Origin of the sequence: Microbacterium sp. 2FI (assembly GCF_005502885.1) — a bacterium.
In the GTDB taxonomy this organism is placed as follows: domain Bacteria; phylum Actinomycetota; class Actinomycetes; order Actinomycetales; family Microbacteriaceae; genus Microbacterium.
Map to the genome: position 1 here is coordinate 1 of NZ_SCMR01000019.1, position 22,126 is coordinate 22,126.

Sequence of the window (22,126 nt, forward strand, 5' to 3'; positions counted from 1 at the left end):
CCCCCGACCCGCCCACCGCCGATCCACGACACCGCCCCGTCGCGGTGATCCGCCGGATCCCGGCGACGCTCGGGATGATCGCGGTGATCCTGGCGGTCGGCGTCATCTGGCAGGGGCTCTGGCGACCCTTCGAAGACACCGACCTGTGGGATGTCGTGGCCTACGGCCTGCCCGCACTCGTCGAAGGGCGGTGGTGGACGCCGATCACCGGGACGTTCTTCGTCAATCAGCCGTGGGTCTACATCTTCACGATCGCGAGCTTCGCCGGGATGGCGTACCTCGAGTTCAAGCGGGGATCGCGCGTGGCGCTCGCGTACTTCTGGGTGGGGCAGCTGTTCGCGATCCTCGCGACCGCGCTCGTGCTCGCCGCGGCGTCGCTCCTGCCGTGGGAGTGGGCCGCGACGCAGGCCGCCGCACTCGACGTGGGCGCCTCGGGCGGCACGATGGCGTGCATCGCGGCGGCGGTGGGGCTCTTCGTCCCGCCGTGGCGGGTGCGCGCGTGGCTCGTGCTCCTCGCGTTCGTCTTCGTCGCGATGCTGCTGTGGGGCGAGCTCGCCGACCTCGAGCACCTGCTCGCGGTGCTGCTGATCCTCGGCGTCGACCGGTCGCTGCGCATCCGCCGCACCACAGTGCGCGAACAGCGCCTCATCGCGTTCGTCGCCGTGCTGACGCTCGGCGTTCTCCAGATCATCGTGATCCTCGTCCCCACCGACGGGATGTTCGGGCCCACCGAACCGGTCTCGGGGGGATTCGTGGATGTCGCGATCGACACCATCGTGATCCTGCTGCTCGCCAACGGCCTGCGCCGCGGCCGGCGCTGGGCATGGGTGGTGGGCGTCGTGCTCGGGGGCGTCAACGTCGTGTTCGGCGCGCTGGTGCTGGTGGGGATCATCCTGGTCAGCGAGAGTGGCGTCGAGGACGTCATCGACGGCGAGACCGAGCTGTCGCTCGTGGGGGCTGTGATGTGGACGCTGGTGCTCGTCTACCTGGTATGGGTGCGCGCCGCGTTCCGCTCGCGCCGGAAGTCGGGGATCGGCGTCGCTCCCGAGCCCGGAACCGCCGAGGTCAAGGACGCGATCCGCACGCACGGCGGCGGCACGCTGTCGTGGATGACGACGTGGGACGACAACAGCTACGCGCGCATGGACGGCGGGATCGTCGCCTTCCAGCGACGTGCGGGCGTCGCCCTCGCCCTCGCCGATCCGATCGGACCGATCGAGGCGCGCAGCGCGGCCGTCGCCGACTTCATCCGTGGTGCCGAGGCGGCCGGTCTCATCCCCTGCTTCTTCAGCGCCGACGAGCAGACGCGTGCCGCGGTGCCGTCGGCCTGGCGAAGCATCGTGGTCGCCGACGACACGATCGTGGATCTGCCGGGCCTGAAGTTCACCGGCAAGCAGTGGAACTCGGTGCGCTCATCCCTGAACCGCGCGGGGCGCGAGGAGATGACCTTCCGCATGACACGCCTGGCCGACGAGCCGTGGGGCATCCGGCAGCAGGTGCGCGCGATCTCGGAGATGTGGGTCGGCGACAAGGGCCTCCCTGAGATGGGCTTCACGCTCGGGACCCTCGTCGAAGCCGAGGACTCCGAGGTGCGCCTCGCGCTCGCGATCGCACCGACCGGCGACGTCGACGGGTTCCTGTCATGGCTGCCGGTGTACGCACCGGGCGGCGCGATCCGCGGCTGGACGCTCGACCTCATGCGCCGCCGTGACGGCGGCTTCGGGCCGGTGATGGAGTATCTGATCGGCTCTTCGGCGCGGCAGTTCTCCGAAGAGGGCGCCGAGATCATGTCGCTGTCGGGCGCGCCGCTCGCGCACGACTACCCGCCGGACGCCGGGATGATCGCGGCCCTCAGCGACCGGCTGGCGGACGCGCTCGAGCCGGTCTACGGCTTCGGATCGCTGCACCGCTTCAAGGAGAAGTTCCACCCACGGTACGAGACCATGTATCTGCTCTTCCGCGACGAGGCAGACCTCACCCGCATCGGCGGCGCGCTCACCCGGGCGTTCCTCCCGGACGCGACGCTGCGTCAATTCGCCGGCGCCGGCGTGGAGCTGGTGCGCGGCGAGCACGGCTGATCCGCGGCATCCCGCCCCGTCGAGGCGGGATGCCGCGGCCGAGACCCGATCAGATCGGGCGGATGTTCTCAGCCTGCAGGCCCTTGGGGCCCTGGGCGATCTCGAACTCGACGCGCTGGTTCTCTTCGAGCGAGCGGTAGCCGCTCGACTCGATCGCGCTGTAGTGCGCGAAGACGTCTGCGCCGCCTTCATCGGGTGCGATGAAGCCGAAGCCCTTCTCGGAGTTGAACCACTTGACGGTGCCCTGCGTGCTCATTACTTGCCGTTCTTCCTGGGTGCCCGCGCTCATGCCACGGGTCCCTTACCACGCTAGTGACCGCGTGGGGCGCACCGCGAGACGTGTAACGGATGGTGACAGAAATGTTGCAGATTACGTGCGATGCATTCCCCATCGCACGCCCGGGCCGAGCAGTGCTCCAAGCCCGGGCGTCGACGGATCCCCCCGGATAGGCCACGCCAGGCGTGACCCTCATATGGTACCGATATATCGGTCCTGCGGCGAGGTCGGCGTGCAATGAATCCGCCGATGGGCGCGATGCGTGCGTCGTACACTTATCGCACCCATGACCCTGCCCTTCGCCCCCCTCGACCCGCGCGGCACCGTCCTCGGCGACGAGGTCTATCAGCGGCTCGGCCGAGCGATCGTCGACGGAACCCTCGCGCCCGGCGAGCGGCTTCGGGATCAGGACCTCGCCGAGCGGCTCGGCGTCTCGCGAACCCCGGTGCGCGAAGCGCTGCAGCGGCTCGAGCGCACGGGGCTCGTCGAAGTCTCACCGCATCGATACACCCGCGTGACGATGCCGAACGACAAGTCCCAGGCGGACACATTCGAGTTCGTCGCCTATCTCATGGGGATCGCGGTGCGGATGGCCGTCGCGCGCTGCGACGACGAGGTGCTCGCCGACACGCTCGCCGATGCCGACGCGATGGTCGAGGCCTCGAGCCGCGACGACGATCTGGCGCTCGGCCGGGCGAGCATCGCGTGCTTCACGAAGCTCACACGTGCGAGCGACAACGTGGCGATCATCCGCTTCATGCGCGAAGCGGAGCTCGCCATCCACCGGAACGTCCCGACGTGGCATCCATTCCTGGAATGCCCGATCGGCCGCACCGCGGCGTATACGAAATTCCGCGAGGCGCTTGCCCGCCGCGACGGCGCCGAGGCCGAGCTCGCGCTTCGCGAGCTGCACGGCTTCATTTAGCCGGATCCCGTCGCTACGGTGAAGCCGTGGGACACATCGAGCTGCGCGACCTGGACGACGACGACCTCGACGCCGTGTTCGAGATGATGCGCGACCGCCCGGCGGTCGAGCTCGCGGCGTTCACCTCCGCTGATCCCGACGACCGTTCTGCGTTCGACGCGTGGATCGCACGACAGCGCGACGCCGAAGACGTGCTGTACGCCGTCGTGACCGAGAACGGCGGCTTCGCCGGCACCGCCGCGGTGTTCTCCATCGACGGCGACCGCGAGGTGAGCTTCTGGATCGCGCGCCACGCGTGGGGGCGGGGCGTCGCGACCGCAGCACTGCGACTGCTCGTCTCGCGCGAACCGGTGCGGCCGCTCTTCGCGCGGGCCGCGACACACAACGCCGGTTCGATCGCGGTGCTCGAGAAGGCCGGGTTCACCGAGGTCTCGCGCAATGTCGCGTTCGCGCCGGGTGTCGGTCGCGAGGTCGAGGAGATCGTCTTCACCCTCGTGCCGGCTCTCGACGGAGCCTGACCCCGACAAAAAGAGAAGAGGCCCCCTCTCGGGAGCCTCTTCCGCGCTGTGCGCGAGGGGGGAGTTGAACCCCCACGCCCTTTCGGGCACTGGCACCTGAAGCCAGCGCGTCTGCCTATTCCGCCACTCGCGCGAGTCGAGGGACCCGGGGATCCCTCGCACTCAACCTCCCGAGGATATCACGGCAGAACCGCGCGTCCGCACGGCGGTGCGCGCACCGCGAGAGCCTGCGATTAGCATGTACCAACCGGCACCCCCCGTCCGAGGAGCCCCGTGGGACTACTTGACAGCTTCGAGAAAGGTCTCGAACGCGCTGTGAACAGCGCGTTCGCGAAGACCTTCCGCAGCGGCATCCAACCTGTGGAGATCGCCGCCGCGCTGCGCAGCGAACTCGACAAGAAGGCGGCAGTCGTCAGCCGCGACCGCATCCTCGCGCCCAACGCCTTCACCGTGCGCCTCTCGCCCGCCGACGACGACAAGATGGCCGCACTCGGCGGTGCGCTCGGGCACGAGCTCGACACCCTCGTGCATGCCCACGCGAAGGCCCAGGGCTACTCGTTCGCCGGCCCCGTGACGATCACGCTGCAGCGCGACGAGCAGGTCCCCACCGGCACGCTCCGCGTCGAGTCGTCGGCCGCGCAGGGTGGCCAGGTCGCGTGGCGCGGGGTCGTCGACATCGCCGGTCACCGGCATCCGCTCGTCAAGGCCCGCACCGTCATCGGCCGCGGCAGCGACGCCGACATCACGATCGCCGACGCGGGCACCAGCCGCAAGCACGTCGAGATCCTGTGGGACGGCGAGCGCGCGATGGTGCGCGACATGAACTCCACGAACGGCACGAAGCTCGATGGACGGAAGGTCACCGAAGCCGCACTTCCGCCGGATTCGACCGTGACGATCGGTCGCACCGAAATCGTGTTCCACGTCGTCGCGCAGGCGGCGCCCCCGAAGCCGCCGATGTCGGCCGACGACGCGACCCGCGCGTACAACCTGCGCGACGGAGGACCCCTGGCATGAGCGAACTGACGCTGCTCCTCCTGCGCATCGGGTTCCTGGTGATGCTGTGGGCGTTCGTGTTCGCGGTGGTCTATTCGCTGCGGGCGGACCTGTTCGGCGTGAAGGTGAGGCGGATGCCGGATGCCGCGCCGGCCGCAGCGCCGGCCGCGGCTTCCCGCTCCGCCGCCCCTGCGGCCGCCGCCGGACCCGTCGCAGCCTCGGCCGCGGCGTCGAGTGCGGCCGCGAGCGGACCGAAGGGCACAGGCCCCGCGACGACGCAGACGGTGTCGCGCATCGTGATCACGAGCGGGCCGAAAGCCGGCCTCGAGCTGCCCCTCGGCAACGAACCGCTCACGATCGGCCGGTCGAGCGAATCGGGCCTCGTCGTCCGCGACGACTACACCTCGAGCCACCACGCGCGCCTCGTGCTGTGGGGCGAGCAGTGGATGATCCAGGATCTCGACTCCACCAACGGCACCTGGCACGACGGCGCACGTGTGAGCGCCCCGGCACCGGTACTCGTCGGGGCGCCGATCAAGGTGGGGGCCACCACCTTCGAGCTGCGGAAGTAGCAGGCCCCGAACCGATGGTCTTCCAGGGCTCGAGCGTTGCGATCTCGCACACCGGCAAGGTGCGCTCCAACAACCAGGATTCGGGCTACGCGGGCTCGAACCTCTTCGCCGTCGCCGACGGCATGGGCGGGCACGCCGGCGGCGACGTCGCGTCGAGCCTGGCGATCCATCGCCTTGAGCGCCTCGACATGCCCTTCGAATCGACCTCGGCGGCCGAGCGGGCGCTGCGCGAGGCGATCTCCGACACCGCAGCCGAGCTGATCGACACCGTGGACGTGCGGCCCGAGCTCGCCGGCATGGGCACGACCGTGAGCGCCCTGGTGATGGTCGACCAGTACGCCGTCATCGCCCACATCGGCGACTCGCGCATCTATCTCTACCGCGACGACGCGCTCACGCAGATCACGACCGACCACACCTTCGTGCAGCGCCTGGTCGACTCGGGGCGCATCACGCCGGAAGAGGCCCGCTACCACCCACGCCGCTCGGTGCTCATGCGAGTGCTCGGCGACATGGATCCCGATCCCGAGCTCGACACGTTCATCATGCCGACGCAGCCGGGCGACCGCTGGCTGCTGTGCTCGGACGGACTGTCGGGGGTGGTCGACGACGCGCACACCGCCAAGGCGCTGGCCCTCGGCCTCGCGCCCGGTCGCACGGCCGACAGCCTGCTGAAGCAGGCGCTCGACGGCGGTGCCCCCGACAACGTCACGATCGTCATCATCGACGTCGGCGGTCAGCATCCGCTCTTCTCCGGCACCCCCACGATCGTAGGCTCCGCGTCGAACCCGATCGGCATCGAGGTGCCCGCCGCACGACCCGGCCGCACCAGCTGGCTGCACCCCAACCGCCAGGCGGCGAACGAGCCGACCCACTTCGAGCCGGCACCGGAGTTCCTCGAGGAGCTCATCGAAGAGGATCGCCGACGCGCACGTCGCCGACGCATCGGCTGGATCGTCGGACTCGTCCTCGTGCTCGGGCTCCTCTCCAGCGCCCTCTGGCTCGGGTACCAGTACACCCAGACCCGCTACTTCGTCGGTGCCGACGAAGACACCGTCGTCATCTTCCAGGGCATCCAGCAGAACCTCGGACCGATCGCGCTGTCGACCCCGTACGAAGACACCGGCATCCCCCTCGATTCGCTCACCGAATTCGCGCAGGCGATCGTCGAGCAGACCATCCCGGCAAGCTCCCTCTCAGACGCACGACGTATCGTCGCGAGCATCAGCGAGACGGGAGGGGGCGGATGAGCGCGCCGACGAGCACACCGGTCGACCAGGCATCGACCGACACCGCCGTCATCCGCGCGCTCCGGCGCATCCGGGTGCCGCAGACGCAGCGCAACCGCGAGCTGGGCCTGCTGCTGTTCGCCTTCGCCATCAACGGCTCGGCCGTCGCCCTCGTGCAGCTCGGCGCCCAGGACGCGATCGACTGGACCTTTCTCGTCTACTGCGGGGGTCTCACCGCACTCGTCGTCGCGATCCACATCGTGCTGCGGCTGCGCGCGAGCGCCGCCGACCCGTTCGTGGTGCCGATCGCGACGCTGCTGACGGGCCTCGGCCTCGCGATGATCTACCGACTCGACATCGCCGACGACCGCCACGGGTGGGACGCGTTCTCGACCCGGCAGCTGGCGTGGGCGGCCATCGCCCTCGTCGGCGCGATCGTCGTGGTGATCCTGCTGCGCAACTACCGCGTACTCTTCCGCTACACCTACATCTTCGGCTTCGTCGGGATCGTGCTGCTGGTGCTGCCGATCATCCCAGGGCTCGGCACCAACGCGAACGCGGATGTCTGGGTCTCGCTCGGGTTCTTCTCGTTCCAGCCCGGCGAGCTCGCGAAGATCGCACTGGCGATCTTCTTCGCCGGCTACCTCGTGCGCACCCGCGAGAGTCTCACCTCGACCGGCACCCGATTCCTCGGCCTCACGTGGCCGCGCGCCCGTGAACTCGGCCCCCTGCTGGTGATATGGCTCATCTCGCTCGGGATCATCGTGCTCCAGCGCGACCTCGGCACAGGTCTCCTCATCTTCGGCATGTTCGTCGCGATGCTCTACGTCGCCACGGGCAAGACCAGCTGGGTGCTCATCGGCGTGCTGCTGGCCGCGGGCGGCGCCTTCCTCGCCTCGCGCGTGCTCTCGTACGTGCAGGGCCGCTTCACGAACTGGCTCGACGCTTTCAATCCCGCTGTCATCGAGGCCGACGGCGGCAGCTATCAGCTCGTGCAGGGACTGTTCGGCCTCGCGCAGGGCGGCCTCATCGGCACGGGGCTCGGCCAGGGCCGCCCGTATCTCACTCCCGTCTCCGAGAGCGACTACATCCTCCCCGCGCTCGGCGAAGAGCTCGGACTCATCGGCGTCTTCGCGATCCTGTGCCTGTACATGGTCTTCACAAGCCGCGGCATCCGCATCGGGCTCGCCGGCCAGGACGACTTCGGCAAGCTCCTGGCGACCGGGCTGTCGTTCACGATCGCGCTCCAGGTGTTCATCATGGTCGGCGGCGTCACGCGCGTGATCCCGCTCACCGGCCTGACGACGCCGTTCCTCGCCGCGGGCGGCTCGTCGCTGGTGGCGAACTGGATCATCGTCGCGCTCCTGCTGCGCATCTCGGATGCCGTCCGCAGCCGCCCCCGGGTGGTGATCGGCTAGTGACCAAAGAGCTCCGCCGTCTCAGCCTCCTGATGCTGTTCATGTTCGTCGCGCTGTTCGCGTCCACCAGCTGGATCCAGGTGGTGCAGGCCGAGGCCCTCGCCCAGAACCCGCGCAACACCCGCGCGCTCTACGACTCGTACGAGGTGCAGCGCGGCTCGATCATCGCGAGCGGCTCGGCGATCGCCTCTTCCGTGCCCTCGAACGACGTCTACAGCTGGCAGCGGGTGTACACGGATGCCGAGATGTGGGCGCCGGTGACGGGCTACATCAATCCGGCCCTGGGTCCAGGCTCCGTCACCGGGATCGAGCAGGCGATGAACCAGGTTCTCAGCGGCACCGCCGGCTCGCAGTTCCTCTCTCGCCTCGACCGCATCATCACCGGTCAGCAACCGCGGGGATCGAACGTCGTGCTCTCTCTCGACGCCGACGTGCAGCGCGCTGCCTTCGAGGCTCTCGGCGATCTGCAGGGCGGAATCGTCGCCTACGAGCCCGACACCGGCCGCGTGCTCGCCATGGTCACGAGCCCGAGCTACGACACGAACCTCCTCGCCTCGCACGTGGCGAGCGACGTCAACACCGCCTACGACACGCTAGTGGCCGATCCCGCGAACCCGCTCTACAACCGTGCGATCGGGGGCGACCTCAACCCGCCCGGCTCGACGTTCAAGCTCGTGGTGGCCTCGGCCGCCCTCTCGTCGGGTGAGTACACGCCCACCTCGATGCTGCCGAACCCCGCGGTGTATCAGCTGCCCCAGTCGAGCAGTGTCGTGTACAACGCCAGCGGCGGCGCGTGCGGTCCCGGTGCCGAGGTCTCCATCGCCGATGCGCTGCGGCTGAGCTGCAACATCCCGTTCGCGGAGCTCGCGGTCGAACTCGGCGACAACGCCATCCGCGAAGAGGCCGAGAAGTTCGGCTTCAACGCCGCGTTCGAGCTGCCGCTGGTCTCGACGCCCTCGAGCTACCCGCGGGCCCTCGACGATCCGCAGACCGCGCTCACGGGATTCGGCCAGGGGCAGGTCACGGCGACCCCCCTCCAGATGGCGATGGTCTCGGGCGGCATCGCCAACGGCGGCGTCGTCATGAATCCCCGCATGGTGGACCGCGTCATCGGCCCCGACCTCTCGGTGCAGGAGACGATGGAGAGCACCGAGTACGGTCGCGCCCTCGACGAGGACATCGCCGCCGAGCTCGTGGCCATGATGGTCGCCAATGTCAGTGACGGTGCGGCATCGGGTGCAAGAATAGACGGGGTCGACGTGGCCGGTAAGACCGGGACGGCCGAGAACGGCGCGGGCGACCCGTACACCCTGTGGTTCACCGGATTCGCACCTGCGGACGATCCGCAGGTCGCCGTGGCCGTCGTCGTCGAAGACGGCGGCGGGCAAGGACAATCCGGAAGCGGTAACACCATCGCGGCGCCGATCGCGAAGAAGGTCATGGAGGCGGTGCTGACGAGATGAGACCGACGCAGGGTGTGACCTTCGGCGGCCGTTACGAGCTGGATTCGCGGATCGCGATCGGCGGCATGGGCGAGGTGTGGGAGGCGACCGACCACGTCATCGGCCGCACCGTCGCGATCAAGATCCTCAAAGACGAGTACATGGGCGATCCCGGGTTCCTCGAGCGCTTCCGCGCCGAGGCCCGTCACGCCGCGCTCGTCAACCACGAGGGCATCGCGAGCGTCTTCGACTACGGCGAGGAGAACGGCAGCGCCTTCCTCGTCATGGAGCTCGTCCCCGGCGAGGCCCTCTCGACGATCATCGAGCGAGACGGCTCGCTCGGCGCCGACAAGACGCTCGACATCGTCGCGCAGACCTCGGCCGCCCTCCAGGCGGCGCACGCCGCCGGCCTCGTGCACCGTGACATCAAGCCGGGAAACCTGCTGATCACGCCCGACGGGCGCGTCAAGATCACCGACTTCGGCATCGCCCGCATCGCCGACCAGGTGCCGCTCACCGCCACCGGCCAGGTGATGGGAACCGTGCAGTACCTCTCGCCGGAACAGGCGTCGGGACACCCGGCGTCGCCGGCGACCGACACCTACTCGCTCGGCATCGTCGCGTACGAATGCCTCGCGGGCCGTCGCCCCTTCACGGGCGAGTCGCAGGTGGCGATCGCGATGGCGCAGATCAACGAGCAGCCCCCGCCGCTGCCGCCGACCGTGGCCGTTCCGGTGCAGAACCTCGTCATGGCGATGATCGCCAAGAAGCCCGAGGACCGACCCGCATCGTCTGCCGTCGTCGCGCGTGCCGCGAGCGCGCTGCGCCGCGGGGACGTCGCAGCCGCGGCTGCCGCCGTGCCCGCGATCGCGGCCGGCACCGCCGTCGGCGACGACATGACGCAGCTGCTCACGCCGGCGGGCGACACCGCCGCGGCGACCCAGCTCATGCCGGCGGCACCCCCCGTCGACGACGAGGGCGAGAAGAAGAAGCGCAGCCCGTGGACCTGGCCGCTCATCGCCCTGATCGTGCTGCTGCTCCTCGTGCTCGGCGGAACCATCTGGGCGCTGCTGGCGAACCCGGGCGACGATGCCGACCCGACGCCGACCTCGACCTCGACCTCCGCGTCGGCGACGCCCACCCCCTCCGACACGCCGACCCCGACTCCCACCGAGGAGCGTATCGACGTCACTGCGCTCGCGCTCGAGGGCAAGACCTGCGACGAGGCGCGCGGCATCCTCGACGGCGCCGACCTCGTCACCGACTGCCGCACGGGCAACGCGGCGCCCACCTCGGGCGAGGTGGGTCTCGTCTACGACGTGAACCCGACCGGCCGCGTCGAGCCCGGCACGACCATCGTGCTGACGGCGTACGGTGACCAGGTCGCGATGCCCGCGCCGGGCGCCCCGACGCTCAGCGCCGCCGAGGTGGCACCGGGCGGAACGATCACCGTGAACTGGCAGGGCTACAGCTGCCCCGCCGGTGAGGGCTCGCCGAGCGCGTACAACCTGTCGGCGACCAATGGAACGTTCACGAACGGCCAGTCGACGTCTGCGTTCGGCAACGCCGACCGCACCGCCGAGATCACCGTGCCCAACAACGCCACCGGCACGCTCATCGTGACCTACACGGTGACGTGCACGGGCGGGCCGTCGGGTGACCGAACCTCGGGAGCATCTCCCGAGGCCACGGCGACGATCGTCGCCCCGGCACCCCCCGACGGTGACGACGACACGACCGAACCGTAAGCCCGCAGAGGTGTCGCCCGGCGGAGGTCGGGCGACACCCTCGGCTAGGGTTGCTTGTGTTCCATGCAGGGAGTGACCGTGACAGCTGAGCCGCGCGTGCTTTCGGGGCGCTATCGCCTCGACGAGCCCATCGGTCGTGGTGGCATGGCAAGCGTCTATCGGGGGTATGACCTGACTCTGGGCCGCGACATCGCGGTGAAGATCCTTGATCGCGACCTCGCCGTCGACAACGCCTTCCGCACCCGGTTCCGGCTCGAAGCGCAGGCCGCCTCCCGCATGGCCAATCCGACGATCGTCCGCGTCTACGACGCCGGCGAAGACTCCGAGACGATGCCCGACGGCGTGATCCGCCCGGTTCCGTTCATCGTGATGGAACTCGTCAAGGGCCGCCTCCTGAAAGACATCATCACCGAAGGCCCCGTTCCCGTCGCCGACTCGGTGCGCTACGTCGACGGCATCCTGGAAGCCCTCGAGTACTCGCACCGTGCCGGCGTCGTCCACCGCGACATCAAGCCCGGCAACGTCATGGTCACCGATGCCGGCCAGATCAAGGTCATGGACTTCGGCATCGCGCGTGCGGTGTCGGACGGATCGTCGACGGTCGCCGAGACTACCCAGATCCTCGGCACGGCCGCGTATTTCTCGCCCGAACAGGCCAAGGGTGAGCCGGTCGACGCGCGCGCCGACCTCTATTCGACCGGCGTCGTGCTGTACGAGCTGCTCACGGGGCGCCAGCCCTTCCGGGGCGAGTCGCCGGTCGCCGTCGCGTACCAGCACGTGAGCGAGGCGCCGCTCCCGCCGTCCGAGATCCGCGAGACGGTCCCGCGCGCCCTCGACGCGGTCGCGCTTCGCGCCCTGGCGAAAGATCCCTTCCAGCGGTACCAGGACGCGGCGTCGTTCCGCGAGGCACTCGATGCGACGATCGACGGCCGCTCCCCGTCCAAGCGGCAGGTCGGCGCGCTCACGAGCGAGCTGTACGGCCCCAATCCGCGACAGGCCGCCGAGACGGCTCGGTCGCTGCGTCAGCTGAGCACAGACACCACGATGAAGCGCACGCAGGCAGGACCCCCTGTCGCGTGGATCTGGGCGGGCATCGGCATCCTCGCCGTGCTGCTGATCTCGGTGCTGTTCTGGGTGCTGTCGATCCGCTCGGCCCCCGGCGAGGTTCCCTCGAACGCCCGCGTCGTCCCGAACGTGGCGGGGATGACCTACGAGCGGGCGAACACCGAGCTCGCGACGAACGACCTTCTCGCCTTCCGCGTCGACGAGGAGAATGCCGACGTCGCCGAAGGCAACGTCATCCGCACCGACCCCGAGGCCGGCGCCGCGGTGAGCCCCGATCAGACGGTGCGCGTCTACGTGTCGACCGGCCTGGAGGTGGCGACCGTCCCGACCCTCGAGGGCTTGGGGCAGGATGCCGCCACCAAGGCGCTCACGGACGCCGGTCTCGCCCTCGGCACGGTCACCTCGCGCAACGACCCCGATCTCCCGGGCGGCACCGTGATCTCGGCCGATCAGACGGCAGGATCGTCGATCGCGCTGGGGACGGCGGTGAACCTCGTGGTCGCCTCGGGTCGCGTCACCATCAACGATGTCACGGGGTACACCGTAGAGGCGGCCGAACGCGAACTCGACGGCGTCGGGCTCACCGTCCTCACCCAGGAGGACACCGCGTGCCCGGCCGCCGCGCCCCCGACCGTGTCGTCGCAGTCACTGCCGCCCGGAGATGTGCCGATCCACTCCGAGATCACCCTGCGCTTCTGCTCGGGAACCCCTTAGCGCGCCGCCGCGCGGCGACGAGGACTCATCCTCGCGCCGAGGGCCGCGGCATCCGCGAAGCCGACCGTGGCCAGCCAATTGCCGAGCAGTCGATACCCGCCTTCGGTGAGCACGCTCTCGGGGTGGAACTGCACGCCCTGGATCGGCAGCGAGCGATGTGCGATGCCCATGATGACGCCGCCGTCCGTGCGGCTGGTCACCGCGAGCTCCCGTGGAACGCTCTCGGGCTCGACCGCGAGCGAGTGGTAGCGCGTCGCTCGGAACGGGTCGGGGAGTCCGTCGTAGAGATCACCGCCGTCGTGGTGCACGAGCGAGGTCATTCCGTGCATGAGCTCCGGTGCGTGCGCGACCGTGGCGCCGAACGCCTCCGCGATCGCCTGGTGCCCGAGGCACACGCCGAGGAGCGGGGTGCGCGAAACCGCTGCCGAGCGCACGACCTCGATCGACGCTCCTGCGGCGGCAGGGGTTCCCGGACCCGGCGACACCAGCACGCCCCGGTACCCCGCGATCGCCGCTGATGCGTCTGCGACGGCATCCGCCTCAACGAGATCCGTGTCGGCGCCGAGCTCGTGGAGATAGCCGACGAGGGTGTGGACGAAGCTGTCGTGGTTGTCGACCACGAGGATCGGCGCGCTCATCTCGGAGGCGATGCCGCGGTCACGTGACGGTGACTTCCTGCGGGTTGACGAACTGGCTCACCCACGGAAACACGTAGAAGAGGAGTCCGTAGAGAACCGCCGCGACGAGCACGAGGAGGATGATCGCGCGCAGCCACCACGGGCCGGGAAGGATGCGCCAGAGCCCCGCGTACATCACACCACCGTCCCGGTGAGCGAGGCCGGCTCGCCCGCCGACCGAGGTGTGAACGACTCGAACACGCTGTAAGCGACGATGCGCTCCGCGAGCGAGTACATCGGACTGCAGCTCGTCATGGTCATGTACGCGGTCCCGGCAGGAACATCCAGGGCCTGCGGCACCGGAAGCAGCACTTCCACCTGATCGGGCGTGACGTACTCGAGCGTGCGGAAGCGGTACGTGTACCAGCCGCCTTCGGTCTCGACGACGATGGCGTCGCCGACCTGGAGCTCGGCGATGCGGTTGAAGGGCTTCCCCCACGTGGTCCGGTGCGCGGCGACGGCGAAGTTGCCCGGTTCGCCCGGCATGCTCGTTCCCGGATAGTGCCCGATGCCGATGGGATCCAGGGTCCGTGCGCGCGTGACGCCCCCCGCCATCGGAACCGCGTACTCCGAGCCGAAGCGCGGGATGTGCATGACACCGAACTCCTCGGCGTCGGCCGGCTCGGGGAGGATGATCGGCTCGGCGGTCACGGGCGCTTCGCCCGGGGCGGGCTCGACGGGAGCGTCGGCGGGCGGGACGTACTCCTGCGCCCACGTCTGCGAGAGCTCCTGGCCGGTTGCATTCCGCTCGGCGCCGTAGATCATGTCGCCGATCCAGAGCTGCCACACCACATAGAGGAGCGTGATGACTCCGGCCGTGATGAGCACCTCGCCGATGACGCCGACGACGGACGTGCGGTGGCGCGGACGCGGCTGCGGACGCGGTTCGGCGCGAGCATCGCGACGAGAGGTCGCGCGCCCGGCGTCCCCTGCCAGCGCTTCATCCACAGGGGGAGTCTAGTCAGCGCAGGCTGTGGCCCGGCTGGCAGTTAGACTGTCGGAATGGCACGCAAGGACGACGACACGCTCATCGAGCGCGCAGAGGGTGAAGCCGCACCCAACCCCGTTTGGTTCAAGCCGATCATGATCGGTCTGATGCTCGTCGGGCTGGTCTGGGTACTCGTCTTCTACCTGAGCAACATGGCGTACCCGATCCCCGACATCGGTCCGTGGAACCTCGTGATCGGCTTCGGCATCGCCTTCATCGGCTTCCTCATGACCACGCGCTGGCGGTAGCCGGCATCCCACCTTCCGAAAGCCCCGGTCCACCGGGGCTTTCGTGTTCCCGGGAGTTGTTAACAGGGTTGTTAACAGGTGTGAATTACACGAGTGTCATTCATCCCCAGCTGTGGATGAACCTGTGGATAAGTCAGCCGAGGACGAACTGGGGCAGCAGCACCGGCACGAACAGCAGCCCGACCAGGCCCGCCCCGACCGCGACCAGCAGCCAGACCTGCAGGTTCCGCTGGCGGGTCCCGCGGGTTCGGGCGTAGATCAAGCCGACGAGGGCACCGACGACGAGCCCGCCGACGTGCGCCTGCCACGACACGTTGAAGCCGGGGATGAACCCGATCACCAGGTTGATGCCGAGCACGATCGCGATTCCGGCGACGTTCGCCCCGAGGTGGCGGCCGATCACGAGCAGCGCGCCGAAGAGTCCGAAGATCGCGCCCGACGCGCCGACGACGGGCGTGCCGAACGACAACAGCGTCACCGCGACCGAGCCGCCCAGTGTGCTGAGCAGGTAGAGGGTGAGGAACCGCCCGCGCCCGAGCAGCGGCTCGAGGCTCCGCCCGATCATCCAGAGCGCGAGCATATTGAGGCCGACGTGCCAGAAGCTCGAGTGGACGAGCGCCACCGTGAACAGGCGCCACGGCTCGAACGATCCGCTCATACCGGGGTAGATCAGCGGCGCCCAGAACAGCAGCGCGTTCTCGATGATGCGACCGAGCCCAGGGATGAGACCGAGCAGGTAGGAGAACGCGGTGATCCCGACGATCGCATAGGTCACGACCGGGCGGCCGTCGTACGCGACGAGGGCGCGGGGTCGTGACCACCGCCGTTCCGCCTTGCGCTGCGCAGGCGTCGCCGCCTGCTGCTGTGCGCGCAGGCACTCCGGGCACACCACTCCCACGGGCGCCTGGGTCTGGCACTCGGGGCAGATGGTGCGCAGGCATCGCTGGCAGAGCACGAAACTCTGCCGGTCGGGATGCCGGTAGCAGAAGTTGTCGCTGTTGCGACGGAACTGGTCGGTGGTCACGAAGGCGGGATGCCTAGACCGCGACGATGTCGACCGACTGCAGCACGACCGGCTCGAGGGGGCGGTCGCCGGCAGCGGTCGGCACGTCGCTGATCGTGTCGACGACGGCCTTCGAGGCGTCATCGGCGACCTCGCCGAAGATCGTGTGCTTGCCCTGCAGCCACTCGGGACCGCGGCCACCCTGGCCGGGGACGGTGATGAAGAACTGCGAGCCGTTGGTGCCTTCGGCCTTGCCCGTGATCGCGTTGCGGCGGAGTCCGGCGTTGGCCATCGCGAGCTTGTACGGCGCGGTGAAGGTCAGTTCGGGGCTGATCTCGTCGTCGAAGTTGTAGCCGGGTCCGCCGACACCCTGACCGAGCGGGTCGCCGCCCTGGATCATGAAGCCCGCGATGATGCGGTGGAAGACGACGTCCTTGTAGAGGGGACCCTCGCCCGGCTTGCCGGTGGCGGGGTTCGTCCACGATCCGGTGCCGTCGGCGAGGCCGATGAAGTTCTGGACGGTACGAGGGGCGTGGTCGCCGAAGAGGTTGACGACGATGTCGCCGTAGTTGGTGTGGAAGGTGGCGACGGCTGTGTGAAGCGGCATTCTGCCATTCTTCCAGAGTTCTGTACAACCTCTCCCGCGTGCGGCCCTGTCTGGCAAGATGGGTGAACCAGATCCCCGTCCGATTGGGAGGGCACCGTGAGCCTCAGCCGCAAGCGCAAGAAGGAACTCCGCAAGCTTCAGACGCAGGCCAACAACCTGTGGGAGTCGCAGCAGGTGCTGGTGAGTGAGGCGGCCGCGGTCGCCCGAGAGGCCGGCAAACAGCTCGGCCACTTCCACCGCGAGCAGGTTCTGCCCGGTGTCCAGTCGGGCTACGACCGGTACGCCGCGCCCCATGTCGACCGCACGAGGCGCGTTTCGAAGCAGCTTCTCGAGGACCGCGTGGTCCCCGCGGCCGGTGCCGTCGTCGGCTCGGCGCTGTCGGTATGGGATGCCGCCAACGAGACGCGCGAGCGCCTCGCTTCCGGTCAGGGGATCGCGCTCCCGGATTCGGCGAAGTACGGCAAGCTCACCGACAAGTACTCGAAGGATGCCGCGAAGAAGCTCGCGGCCAAGCTCGGGTCGCTCGAGCCCGCCCCGAAGCAGGGCATCGGCGCCGGCGGCGTGATCGCGATCATCCTCGGGGTGGCCGCGGCTCTCGGCGTCCTCTACGCGGCGTGGCAGACGCTCCGCGCCGACGACGAGCTGTGGGTGGCGGACGACCCGCTGCGCGCGCCGGATGCCTGATCCGCTCGACCGGGTCAGACAGGCGGCATCCGCTCGAGGTCTCGACGTCGAGCTGCGCGAGCGACCGGTGGCGAACAGTCTGCCGGAGGCTGCGGCGCTGCTCGGCATCGACCCCGCGGGGATCGTGAAGACCCTCGTGGTCAAGCGAGCGGACGACACCTACCTGTTCGCGCTCATCCCCGGCGATCGCGCGATCTCGTGGCCGAAGCTCCGCGCGGTGGTCGGGGTGAACAAGCTCCAGCTCCCCGACCCCGAGCGCGCTTTGGCAGCGACGGGGTATGAGCGAGGCACCATCGTGCCGATCGGGAGCTCCACCGAGTGGCCGATCTACGCCGACGAGCAGATCGTCGGCACGCGCATCGCGATGGGCGCAGGCGCGCACGGCTACAGCCTGTTCGTCGAGGCCGACGACCTGATCGCAGCGTACGGCGCGACGGTCGCCGACATCTCGCAGCAGCTCGGGTAGCGGCATCCGCTCGATTCAGGCGTCGCGCGCCATGCCGAGCGCGATGTCGACGAGCTTGACGCGCTGCAGCGAGCGAACACCGGCGAGATCGAACCAGTCGGCGAGGTCGGTGGTCCCGTCGACCTCGGGGCGCAGGCGCCCGCCCGTGATGTGCGCGCGGTAGACGATGCGCAGGGTGTGGAGCGGATCGACGGCGTCGGGCGTGAGCCGCCGGCCCGGCGGGATCACGCGGGAGTGGATGCCGAGCAGCCCGTCGACGGCGACCTTGTAGCCCGTCTCCTCCCGCACCTCGCGGCGCACCGCCCGCTCGGGGTCTTCCCCCGGCTCGAGGCCACCCCCGGGAAGCGTCCATGCAGCGCGGCGACCCTCGTTCCAGTGGGCGAGGAGCATGCGCTCTTGGGCGTCGATGATGACGGCGTACGCCGCCACGCGCAGATCCATGCTTCACCCTATCGGGCGGTCGTCAGGTGCCGGAGATGCGAAGAGCCGGTCCTGTGGACCGGCTCTTCTCGCTGTGGAGCCTAGGAGATTCGAACTCCTGACATCCTGCTTGCAAAGCAGGCGCTCTACCAACTGAGCTAAGGCCCCGGGGCTGAAAAGTGGGGCTACCAGGACTTGAACCTGGGACCTCTTCATTATCAGTGAAGCGCTCTAACCGCCTGAGCTATAGCCCCGCTGTGGCGGCGATCTCTCGCCGTCAACCTCCAAGACTTTACCCGACGTCCGCCGTTTTCACGAATCGGCTGGTTGACTGAGCGCGTGGAAGGTCACGCAGGAGAAGCACACCGGCCGGGGCTCGGTCAACGGCTCAATTGGCTGCGCGCCGGCGTGCTGGGCGCGAACGACGGAATCGTCTCGGTCGCCGCCCTTGTGGTGGGCGTCGCCGGGGTCTCGACAGAGACCGGACCACTCTTCGTCGCGGGTGTCGCGGGCCTCGTCGGCGGCGCGATCTCGATGGCGCTCGGCGAGTACGTGTCGGTGAGCAGCCAGCGCGACACCGAGCGCGCGCTCATCGCCAAGGAGACGCGCGAGCTGCAGGAGCTGCCCGAGGAAGAGCTCGACGAGCTCACGCGCCTGTACCGCGAGCGTGGACTCACCGACGAGACGGCGCGGCAGGTCGCGAAGGAGCTCACGGCCCACGACGCGCTCGCGGCGCATCTCGAGGTCGAGCTGCACATCGATCGCGACGATCTCGTGAACCCCTGGCACGCAGCGCTGTCGTCGGCGATCGCCTTCACGCTGGGAGCACTGCTGCCGCTGCTGGCGATCCTGCTGCCACCGCCGGAGTGGCGGGTGCCGGTGACCTTCATCGCGGTCATCGCCGCCCTCGCGCTGACGGGAACGCTTTCGGCACACCTCGGCGATGCGCCGAAGGGCCGTGCCGCACTGCGCCTCGTGGTGGGCGGGGCGCTGGCCCTCGCCGTCACGTGGCTGATCGGGTCGCTGCTGGGGACGACCGTGGTGTGAGGGTCAGTTCGAGGTGAAGCCGACCAGCAGGCCGCCGGTGACCTTCACCGCGAGGTTGTAGATTCCGGCCATGACGGCGCCGAGCACCGTGACCACCACGAGGTTCAGGATCGCCACGATCGCCGAGAAGGCCAGCACCTGCGGAAGACTGATGAACTCGGAAATCAGGATGCTGCCGTCGGAGATGCTGCCGACGAACCCGTCGACCGTTTCGATCGTGCCTGTCGCCTGGACGACGAAGAAGACCATCACGAACGCCACGACGGTCACGATCGCGATGGCGATCGCCGCGAGGAAGGACAGCTTCACGGCCGACCAGAAGTCGATGTAGACCAGGCGCAGGCGGACCTGCTTGGCGGTGGTCTTGTGGCTGGATTTCTTCGCGAGCTTGTCGGCTACGGTGCTCATGCGTCAGTACTCTCTTCGGGGATCTCGGGAGAGGCCTCGGACCCGGGGGCCGGCTCCGCGGCCGATTCGGGATCGGCGGCCTCTTCGGTTGCGACGAGGCCCCGCTCGCCGTTCCGTGCGATCGCGATGATTCGATCGTCGCCGGCGGCGCGGGCGAAAACGACACCCATGGTGTCTCTGCCCTTGGCGGGCACCTCGGCCACGGCAGAGCGTACCACCTTGCCGCTGGCAAGAACCACCAAGACCTCGTCGTCCTCGCTGACCATCAGACCGCCCGCGAGATCGCCCCGATCGTCGTTGAGGCGGGCCACCTTGATACCCAGTCCGCCACGGCTCTGGGTGCGGTACTGGTCGACCGCGGTGCGCTTGGCGTAGCCGCCTTCGGTGACGACGAACACGTAGCCGTCTCCCGTGGCGAGGGATGCCGAAAGCAGGCTGTCGGCATCCCGGAACGACATGCCCTTCACGCCTTCGGTCGATCGACCCATCGGACGGAGGGCGTCGTCGGTGGCGGTGAACCGCAGCGACATACCGTGCCGGCTGATGAGCAGGATGTCATCGCCCTCGTCGACGAGGAGAGCGCTGACCACCTCGTCCTCTTCGCGAAGCCGGATCGCGATGACCCCGCCCTGACGGTTGGTGTCGTAGTCGACGAGGCGCGTCTTCTTCACGAGACCGCCGCGAGTGGCGAGCACGAGGTAGGTGGCCACGCCGTAATCGCGGATGTCGAGGATCTGGGCGATCTCCTCGTCGGGCTGCAGCGCGAGGAAGTTCGCGATGTGCTGACCCTTGGCGTCGCGGCCGGCCTCGGGCAGGTCATACGCCTTCGAGCGGTAGACGCGACCCTTGTTCGTGAAGAACAGCAGCCAGTGGTGCGTCGTGGTCACGAAGAAGTGCTCGACGAGGTCGTCGGCACGCAGTTGTGCTCCCTTGACGCCCTTGCCGCCGCGGTGCTGCTGACGGTAATTGTCGCTGCGCGTGCGCTTGATGTAGCCGTCGCGAGTGACGGTGATGACCATCTCCTCTTCGGGGATGAGGTCTTCCACCGACATGTCGCCGTCGAACCCGGGCAGGATGTGCGTTCGGCGGTCGTCGCCGAAGCGGTCGACGATCGCGGTGAGCTCGTCGCGGATGATCGAGCGCTGACGGATGGGGTCGGCGAGGATCGCCTGGTAGTCGGCGATGCGCGCCTCGAGCTCGGCCGCCTCGTCGATGATCTTCTGCCGCTCGAGCGCCGCAAGGCGACGCAGCTGCATGTCGAGGATGGCCTGGGCCTGGATGTCGTCGATCTCGAGGAGCTTCTGCAGTCCCTCGTTCGCCTCCTGCACGGTGGGCGATCGGCGGATCAGCGCGATGACCTCGTCGAGCGCGTCGAGCGCCTTGAGGTAGCCGCGCAGGATGTGCATGCGCTCTTCGGCTTTGCGCAGGCGATACGTCGTCCGACGGACGATGACCTCGACCTGGTGGTCGACCCACAGTGAGATGAAGCCGTCGAGCGAGAGCGTCCGCGGCACGTTGTCGACGATCGCGAGCATGTTCGCGCCGAAGTTCTCCTGCAGCTGGGTGTGCTTGTACAGGTTGTTGAGCACGACCTTGGCGACAGCGTCGCGCTTGAGCACCACGATGAGTCGCTGACCCGTGCGGTCGCTCGTCTCGTCGCGGATGTCGGCGATGCCGGTGATCTTGCCGTCTCGGGCGAGGTCGCCGATCTTGACGGCCAGGTTGTCGGGGTTCACCTGGTACGGCAGCTCTGTGATCACCAGGCACGTGCGGCCCTGGAGCTCTTCGATCGAGACGACGGCTCGCATCGTGATCGAGCCGCGGCCGGTGCGATAGGCCTCGCGGATGCCCTTCGTGCCCAGGATCTGGGCGCCGGTGGGGAAATCGGGGCCGGGGATGCGCTCCATGAGCGCCTCGAGCAGCTCTTCGCGCGTGGCATCGGGGTTCTCGAGTGCCCACAGCGCGCCGGAGGCGACCTCGCGCAGGTTGTGCGGCGGGATGTTGGTCGCCATGCCGACGGCGATACCGACCGATCCGTTGACGAGCAGGTTCGGGAAGCGCGCCGGGAGCACCGAGGGCTCCTGCGTCTGACCGTCGTAGTTGTCGTGGAAGTCGACGGTCTCCTCTTCGATGTCCCGCACCATCTCGAGCGCGAGCGGAGCCATCTTGGTCTCGGTGTACCGCGGGGCGGCCGCGCCCATGTTTCCGGGTGAGCCGAAGTTTCCCTGTCCGAGGGCGAGCGGATACCGCAGCGACCACGGCTGCACGAGGCGCACGAGCGCGTCGTAGATCGCGGTGTCACCGTGCGGGTGATACTGGCCCATCACCTCGCCGACGATGCGCGCGCACTTCGAGAACGACTTGTCGGGGCGGAACCCGCCGTCGTACATGCCGTAGATCACACGGCGGTGGACGGGCTTGAGTCCGTCGCGAACATCGGGCAGCGCACGGCCGATGATGACCGCCATCGCGTAGTCGAGATAGCTGCGCTGCATCTCCAGCTGCAGATCGACCTGGTCGATCCGGCCGTGCTCGTGCTCGGCCGCGGGGTCCGGGCGCTCGTCGTCAGTCATTGGTCTTCTTTCATCGGCGCCTG

The 22,126-nt window shown here is 68.8% G+C and carries 23 protein-coding genes and 3 tRNA genes; 14 read left to right on the forward strand and 12 right to left on the reverse strand.

What is annotated here, in order from left to right:
• Positions 1 to 56: 56 nt before the first annotated feature.
• Positions 57 to 2,078 (forward strand): DUF2156 domain-containing protein, encoded by a 2,022-nt coding sequence (locus FFS15_RS14160; RefSeq protein ID WP_349290466.1) that lies wholly within the window; start codon positions 57 to 59, stop codon positions 2,076 to 2,078.
• Positions 2,079 to 2,127: 49 nt separating this feature from the next.
• Here FFS15_RS14160 and FFS15_RS14165 read toward each other — a convergent pair whose 3' ends face one another.
• Positions 2,128 to 2,334, reverse strand: coding sequence for a cold-shock protein (locus tag FFS15_RS14165; protein WP_137845695.1), 207 nt, complete (start codon positions 2,332 to 2,334; stop codon positions 2,128 to 2,130).
• Between the two features lie 307 nt (positions 2,335 to 2,641).
• Here FFS15_RS14165 and FFS15_RS18970 point away from each other — a divergent pair, with 307 nt between their 5' ends.
• Positions 2,642 to 3,280 carry a GntR family transcriptional regulator gene (locus tag FFS15_RS18970; RefSeq protein ID WP_137845696.1) on the forward strand — a complete coding sequence of 213 codons (639 nt, stop codon included), beginning with the start codon at positions 2,642 to 2,644 and terminating at the stop codon, positions 3,278 to 3,280.
• A 26-nt stretch (positions 3,281 to 3,306) separates the two neighbouring features.
• Positions 3,307 to 3,798 (forward strand): GNAT family N-acetyltransferase, encoded by a 492-nt coding sequence (locus FFS15_RS14175; RefSeq protein ID WP_137845697.1) that lies wholly within the window; start codon positions 3,307 to 3,309, stop codon positions 3,796 to 3,798.
• 49 nt (positions 3,799 to 3,847) lie between these two features.
• On the opposite strand, the gene FFS15_RS14180 is transcribed toward FFS15_RS14175, so the two are convergent.
• A tRNA-Leu gene (locus FFS15_RS14180) sits at positions 3,848 to 3,931 on the reverse strand.
• A 140-nt stretch (positions 3,932 to 4,071) separates the two neighbouring features.
• On the opposite strand from FFS15_RS14180, the gene FFS15_RS14185 reads away from it, so the two are divergent.
• The 7 genes from FFS15_RS14185 to pknB all read left to right on the forward strand — a co-directional run bounded on the left by FFS15_RS14185 (position 4,072) and on the right by pknB (position 12,982).
• Entirely contained in the window at positions 4,072 to 4,815 is a 744-nt protein-coding gene (locus FFS15_RS14185) for a DUF3662 and FHA domain-containing protein (RefSeq protein WP_137845698.1), read from the forward strand.
• Complete coding sequence (locus FFS15_RS14190; RefSeq protein WP_137845699.1) at positions 4,812 to 5,366, forward strand: FHA domain-containing protein; 555 nt, start codon at positions 4,812 to 4,814, stop codon at positions 5,364 to 5,366. Before FFS15_RS14185 ends, FFS15_RS14190 begins: the two co-directional genes overlap by 4 nt.
• A 14-nt stretch (positions 5,367 to 5,380) precedes the next feature.
• Positions 5,381 to 6,616 (forward strand): PP2C family serine/threonine-protein phosphatase, encoded by a 1,236-nt coding sequence (locus tag FFS15_RS14195; protein WP_137845700.1) that lies wholly within the window; start codon positions 5,381 to 5,383, stop codon positions 6,614 to 6,616.
• Positions 6,613 to 8,013 carry an FtsW/RodA/SpoVE family cell cycle protein gene (locus tag FFS15_RS14200; protein WP_137845701.1) on the forward strand — a complete coding sequence of 467 codons (1,401 nt, stop codon included), beginning with the start codon at positions 6,613 to 6,615 and terminating at the stop codon, positions 8,011 to 8,013. Before FFS15_RS14195 ends, FFS15_RS14200 begins: the two co-directional genes overlap by 4 nt.
• Entirely contained in the window at positions 8,013 to 9,476 is a 1,464-nt protein-coding gene (locus FFS15_RS14205) for a penicillin-binding transpeptidase domain-containing protein (RefSeq protein WP_137845702.1), read from the forward strand. Before FFS15_RS14200 ends, FFS15_RS14205 begins: the two co-directional genes overlap by 1 nt.
• A complete protein-coding gene (locus tag FFS15_RS14210; protein WP_137845703.1) occupies positions 9,473 to 11,203 on the forward strand; it encodes a serine/threonine-protein kinase in 1,731 nt (576 codons plus the stop codon). Before FFS15_RS14205 ends, FFS15_RS14210 begins: the two co-directional genes overlap by 4 nt.
• A 63-nt stretch (positions 11,204 to 11,266) precedes the next feature.
• Positions 11,267 to 12,982 (forward strand): Stk1 family PASTA domain-containing Ser/Thr kinase, encoded by a 1,716-nt coding sequence (pknB, locus tag FFS15_RS14215; RefSeq protein ID WP_171013210.1) that lies wholly within the window; start codon positions 11,267 to 11,269, stop codon positions 12,980 to 12,982.
• Here pknB and FFS15_RS14220 read toward each other — a convergent pair.
• From FFS15_RS14220 to FFS15_RS14230, 3 genes are read right to left on the reverse strand one after another with little or no spacing between them, the layout of a single operon-like run.
• Positions 12,979 to 13,620 carry a gamma-glutamyl-gamma-aminobutyrate hydrolase family protein gene (locus FFS15_RS14220; protein WP_137845704.1) on the reverse strand — a complete coding sequence of 214 codons (642 nt, stop codon included), beginning with the start codon at positions 13,618 to 13,620 and terminating at the stop codon, positions 12,979 to 12,981. The two genes, pknB and FFS15_RS14220, sit on opposite strands and share 4 nt — an antisense overlap.
• A 19-nt stretch (positions 13,621 to 13,639) precedes the next feature.
• Positions 13,640 to 13,795, reverse strand: a complete 156-nt coding sequence (locus FFS15_RS14225; protein ID WP_137845705.1) for a DUF4175 domain-containing protein — start codon at positions 13,793 to 13,795, stop codon at positions 13,640 to 13,642.
• Positions 13,795 to 14,607 carry a class E sortase gene (locus FFS15_RS14230; protein WP_249354075.1) on the reverse strand — a complete coding sequence of 271 codons (813 nt, stop codon included), beginning with the start codon at positions 14,605 to 14,607 and terminating at the stop codon, positions 13,795 to 13,797. Before FFS15_RS14230 ends, FFS15_RS14225 begins: the two co-directional genes overlap by 1 nt.
• A 54-nt stretch (positions 14,608 to 14,661) precedes the next feature.
• Between FFS15_RS14230 and FFS15_RS14235 the strand changes: the two genes are divergently transcribed.
• Positions 14,662 to 14,895, forward strand: a complete 234-nt coding sequence (locus FFS15_RS14235) for a cell division protein CrgA (RefSeq protein WP_137845706.1) — start codon at positions 14,662 to 14,664, stop codon at positions 14,893 to 14,895.
• Positions 14,896 to 15,028: 133 nt separating this feature from the next.
• On the opposite strand, the gene FFS15_RS14240 is transcribed toward FFS15_RS14235, so the two are convergent.
• Together FFS15_RS14240 and FFS15_RS14245 are read right to left on the reverse strand one after the other, a co-directional pair.
• Positions 15,029 to 15,919, reverse strand: coding sequence for a rhomboid family intramembrane serine protease (locus FFS15_RS14240; RefSeq protein ID WP_171013211.1), 891 nt, complete (start codon positions 15,917 to 15,919; stop codon positions 15,029 to 15,031).
• Positions 15,920 to 15,932: 13 nt separating this feature from the next.
• On the reverse strand, positions 15,933 to 16,505 hold the full coding sequence (locus FFS15_RS14245) for a peptidylprolyl isomerase (protein ID WP_137845708.1): 573 nt from the start codon (positions 16,503 to 16,505) through the stop codon (positions 15,933 to 15,935).
• A 96-nt stretch (positions 16,506 to 16,601) separates the two neighbouring features.
• Between FFS15_RS14245 and FFS15_RS14250 the strand changes: the two genes are divergently transcribed.
• Complete coding sequence (locus FFS15_RS14250) at positions 16,602 to 17,189, forward strand: DNA helicase (protein ID WP_137845709.1); 588 nt, start codon at positions 16,602 to 16,604, stop codon at positions 17,187 to 17,189.
• Positions 17,182 to 17,655 (forward strand): YbaK/EbsC family protein, encoded by a 474-nt coding sequence (locus FFS15_RS14255; protein ID WP_137845710.1) that lies wholly within the window; start codon positions 17,182 to 17,184, stop codon positions 17,653 to 17,655. The genes FFS15_RS14250 and FFS15_RS14255 overlap by 8 nt, the downstream gene beginning before the upstream one ends.
• A 15-nt stretch (positions 17,656 to 17,670) precedes the next feature.
• On the opposite strand, the gene FFS15_RS14260 is transcribed toward FFS15_RS14255, so the two are convergent.
• From FFS15_RS14260 to FFS15_RS14270, 3 genes are all read right to left on the reverse strand, one after another.
• Entirely contained in the window at positions 17,671 to 18,096 is a 426-nt protein-coding gene (locus tag FFS15_RS14260; protein WP_137845711.1) for an NUDIX domain-containing protein, read from the reverse strand.
• Positions 18,097 to 18,170: 74 nt separating this feature from the next.
• Positions 18,171 to 18,243, reverse strand: a tRNA-Ala gene (locus tag FFS15_RS14265).
• Positions 18,244 to 18,255: 12 nt separating this feature from the next.
• Positions 18,256 to 18,329: transfer RNA gene (locus FFS15_RS14270), tRNA-Ile, on the reverse strand.
• 85 nt (positions 18,330 to 18,414) lie between these two features.
• Between FFS15_RS14270 and FFS15_RS14275 the strand changes: the two genes are divergently transcribed.
• Complete coding sequence (locus FFS15_RS14275) at positions 18,415 to 19,122, forward strand: VIT family protein (RefSeq protein WP_137845712.1); 708 nt, start codon at positions 18,415 to 18,417, stop codon at positions 19,120 to 19,122.
• A gap of 3 nt (positions 19,123 to 19,125) precedes the next feature.
• Here FFS15_RS14275 and FFS15_RS14280 read toward each other — a convergent pair whose 3' ends face one another.
• Both FFS15_RS14280 and gyrA read right to left on the reverse strand, forming a co-directional pair.
• Complete coding sequence (locus FFS15_RS14280) at positions 19,126 to 19,530, reverse strand: DUF3566 domain-containing protein (protein WP_137845713.1); 405 nt, start codon at positions 19,528 to 19,530, stop codon at positions 19,126 to 19,128.
• Positions 19,527 to 22,103: a DNA gyrase subunit A gene (gyrA, locus tag FFS15_RS14285; RefSeq protein WP_137845714.1), complete on the reverse strand. Its 2,577-nt coding sequence runs from the start codon at positions 22,101 to 22,103 to the stop codon at positions 19,527 to 19,529. Before gyrA ends, FFS15_RS14280 begins: the two co-directional genes overlap by 4 nt.
• Positions 22,104 to 22,126 lie beyond the last annotated feature (23 nt).

Bases quoted from the DNA above. Each gene is read 5' to 3' on its own strand.
- FFS15_RS14165 (WP_137845695.1), bottom strand. From the start codon at position 2,334: ATGAGCACGCAGGGCACCGTCAAGTGGTTCAACTCCGAGAAGGGCTTC.
- FFS15_RS18970 (WP_137845696.1), top strand. From the start codon at position 2,642: ATGACCCTGCCCTTCGCCCCCCTCGACCCGCGCGGCACCGTCCTCGGC.
- FFS15_RS14190 (WP_137845699.1), top strand. From the start codon at position 4,812: ATGAGCGAACTGACGCTGCTCCTCCTGCGCATCGGGTTCCTGGTGATG.
- FFS15_RS14195 (WP_137845700.1), top strand. From the start codon at position 5,381: ATGGTCTTCCAGGGCTCGAGCGTTGCGATCTCGCACACCGGCAAGGTG.
- FFS15_RS14200 (WP_137845701.1), top strand. From the start codon at position 6,613: ATGAGCGCGCCGACGAGCACACCGGTCGACCAGGCATCGACCGACACC.
- FFS15_RS14210 (WP_137845703.1), top strand. From the start codon at position 9,473: ATGAGACCGACGCAGGGTGTGACCTTCGGCGGCCGTTACGAGCTGGAT.
- pknB (WP_171013210.1), top strand. From the start codon at position 11,267: ATGCAGGGAGTGACCGTGACAGCTGAGCCGCGCGTGCTTTCGGGGCGC.
- FFS15_RS14220 (WP_137845704.1), bottom strand. From the start codon at position 13,620: ATGAGCGCGCCGATCCTCGTGGTCGACAACCACGACAGCTTCGTCCAC.
- FFS15_RS14225 (WP_137845705.1), bottom strand. From the start codon at position 13,795: ATGTACGCGGGGCTCTGGCGCATCCTTCCCGGCCCGTGGTGGCTGCGC.
- FFS15_RS14235 (WP_137845706.1), top strand. From the start codon at position 14,662: ATGGCACGCAAGGACGACGACACGCTCATCGAGCGCGCAGAGGGTGAA.
- FFS15_RS14245 (WP_137845708.1), bottom strand. From the start codon at position 16,505: ATGCCGCTTCACACAGCCGTCGCCACCTTCCACACCAACTACGGCGAC.
- FFS15_RS14255 (WP_137845710.1), top strand. From the start codon at position 17,182: ATGCCTGATCCGCTCGACCGGGTCAGACAGGCGGCATCCGCTCGAGGT.
- FFS15_RS14260 (WP_137845711.1), bottom strand. From the start codon at position 18,096: ATGGATCTGCGCGTGGCGGCGTACGCCGTCATCATCGACGCCCAAGAG.
- FFS15_RS14280 (WP_137845713.1), bottom strand. From the start codon at position 19,530: ATGAGCACCGTAGCCGACAAGCTCGCGAAGAAATCCAGCCACAAGACC.
- gyrA (WP_137845714.1), bottom strand. From the start codon at position 22,103: ATGACTGACGACGAGCGCCCGGACCCCGCGGCCGAGCACGAGCACGGC.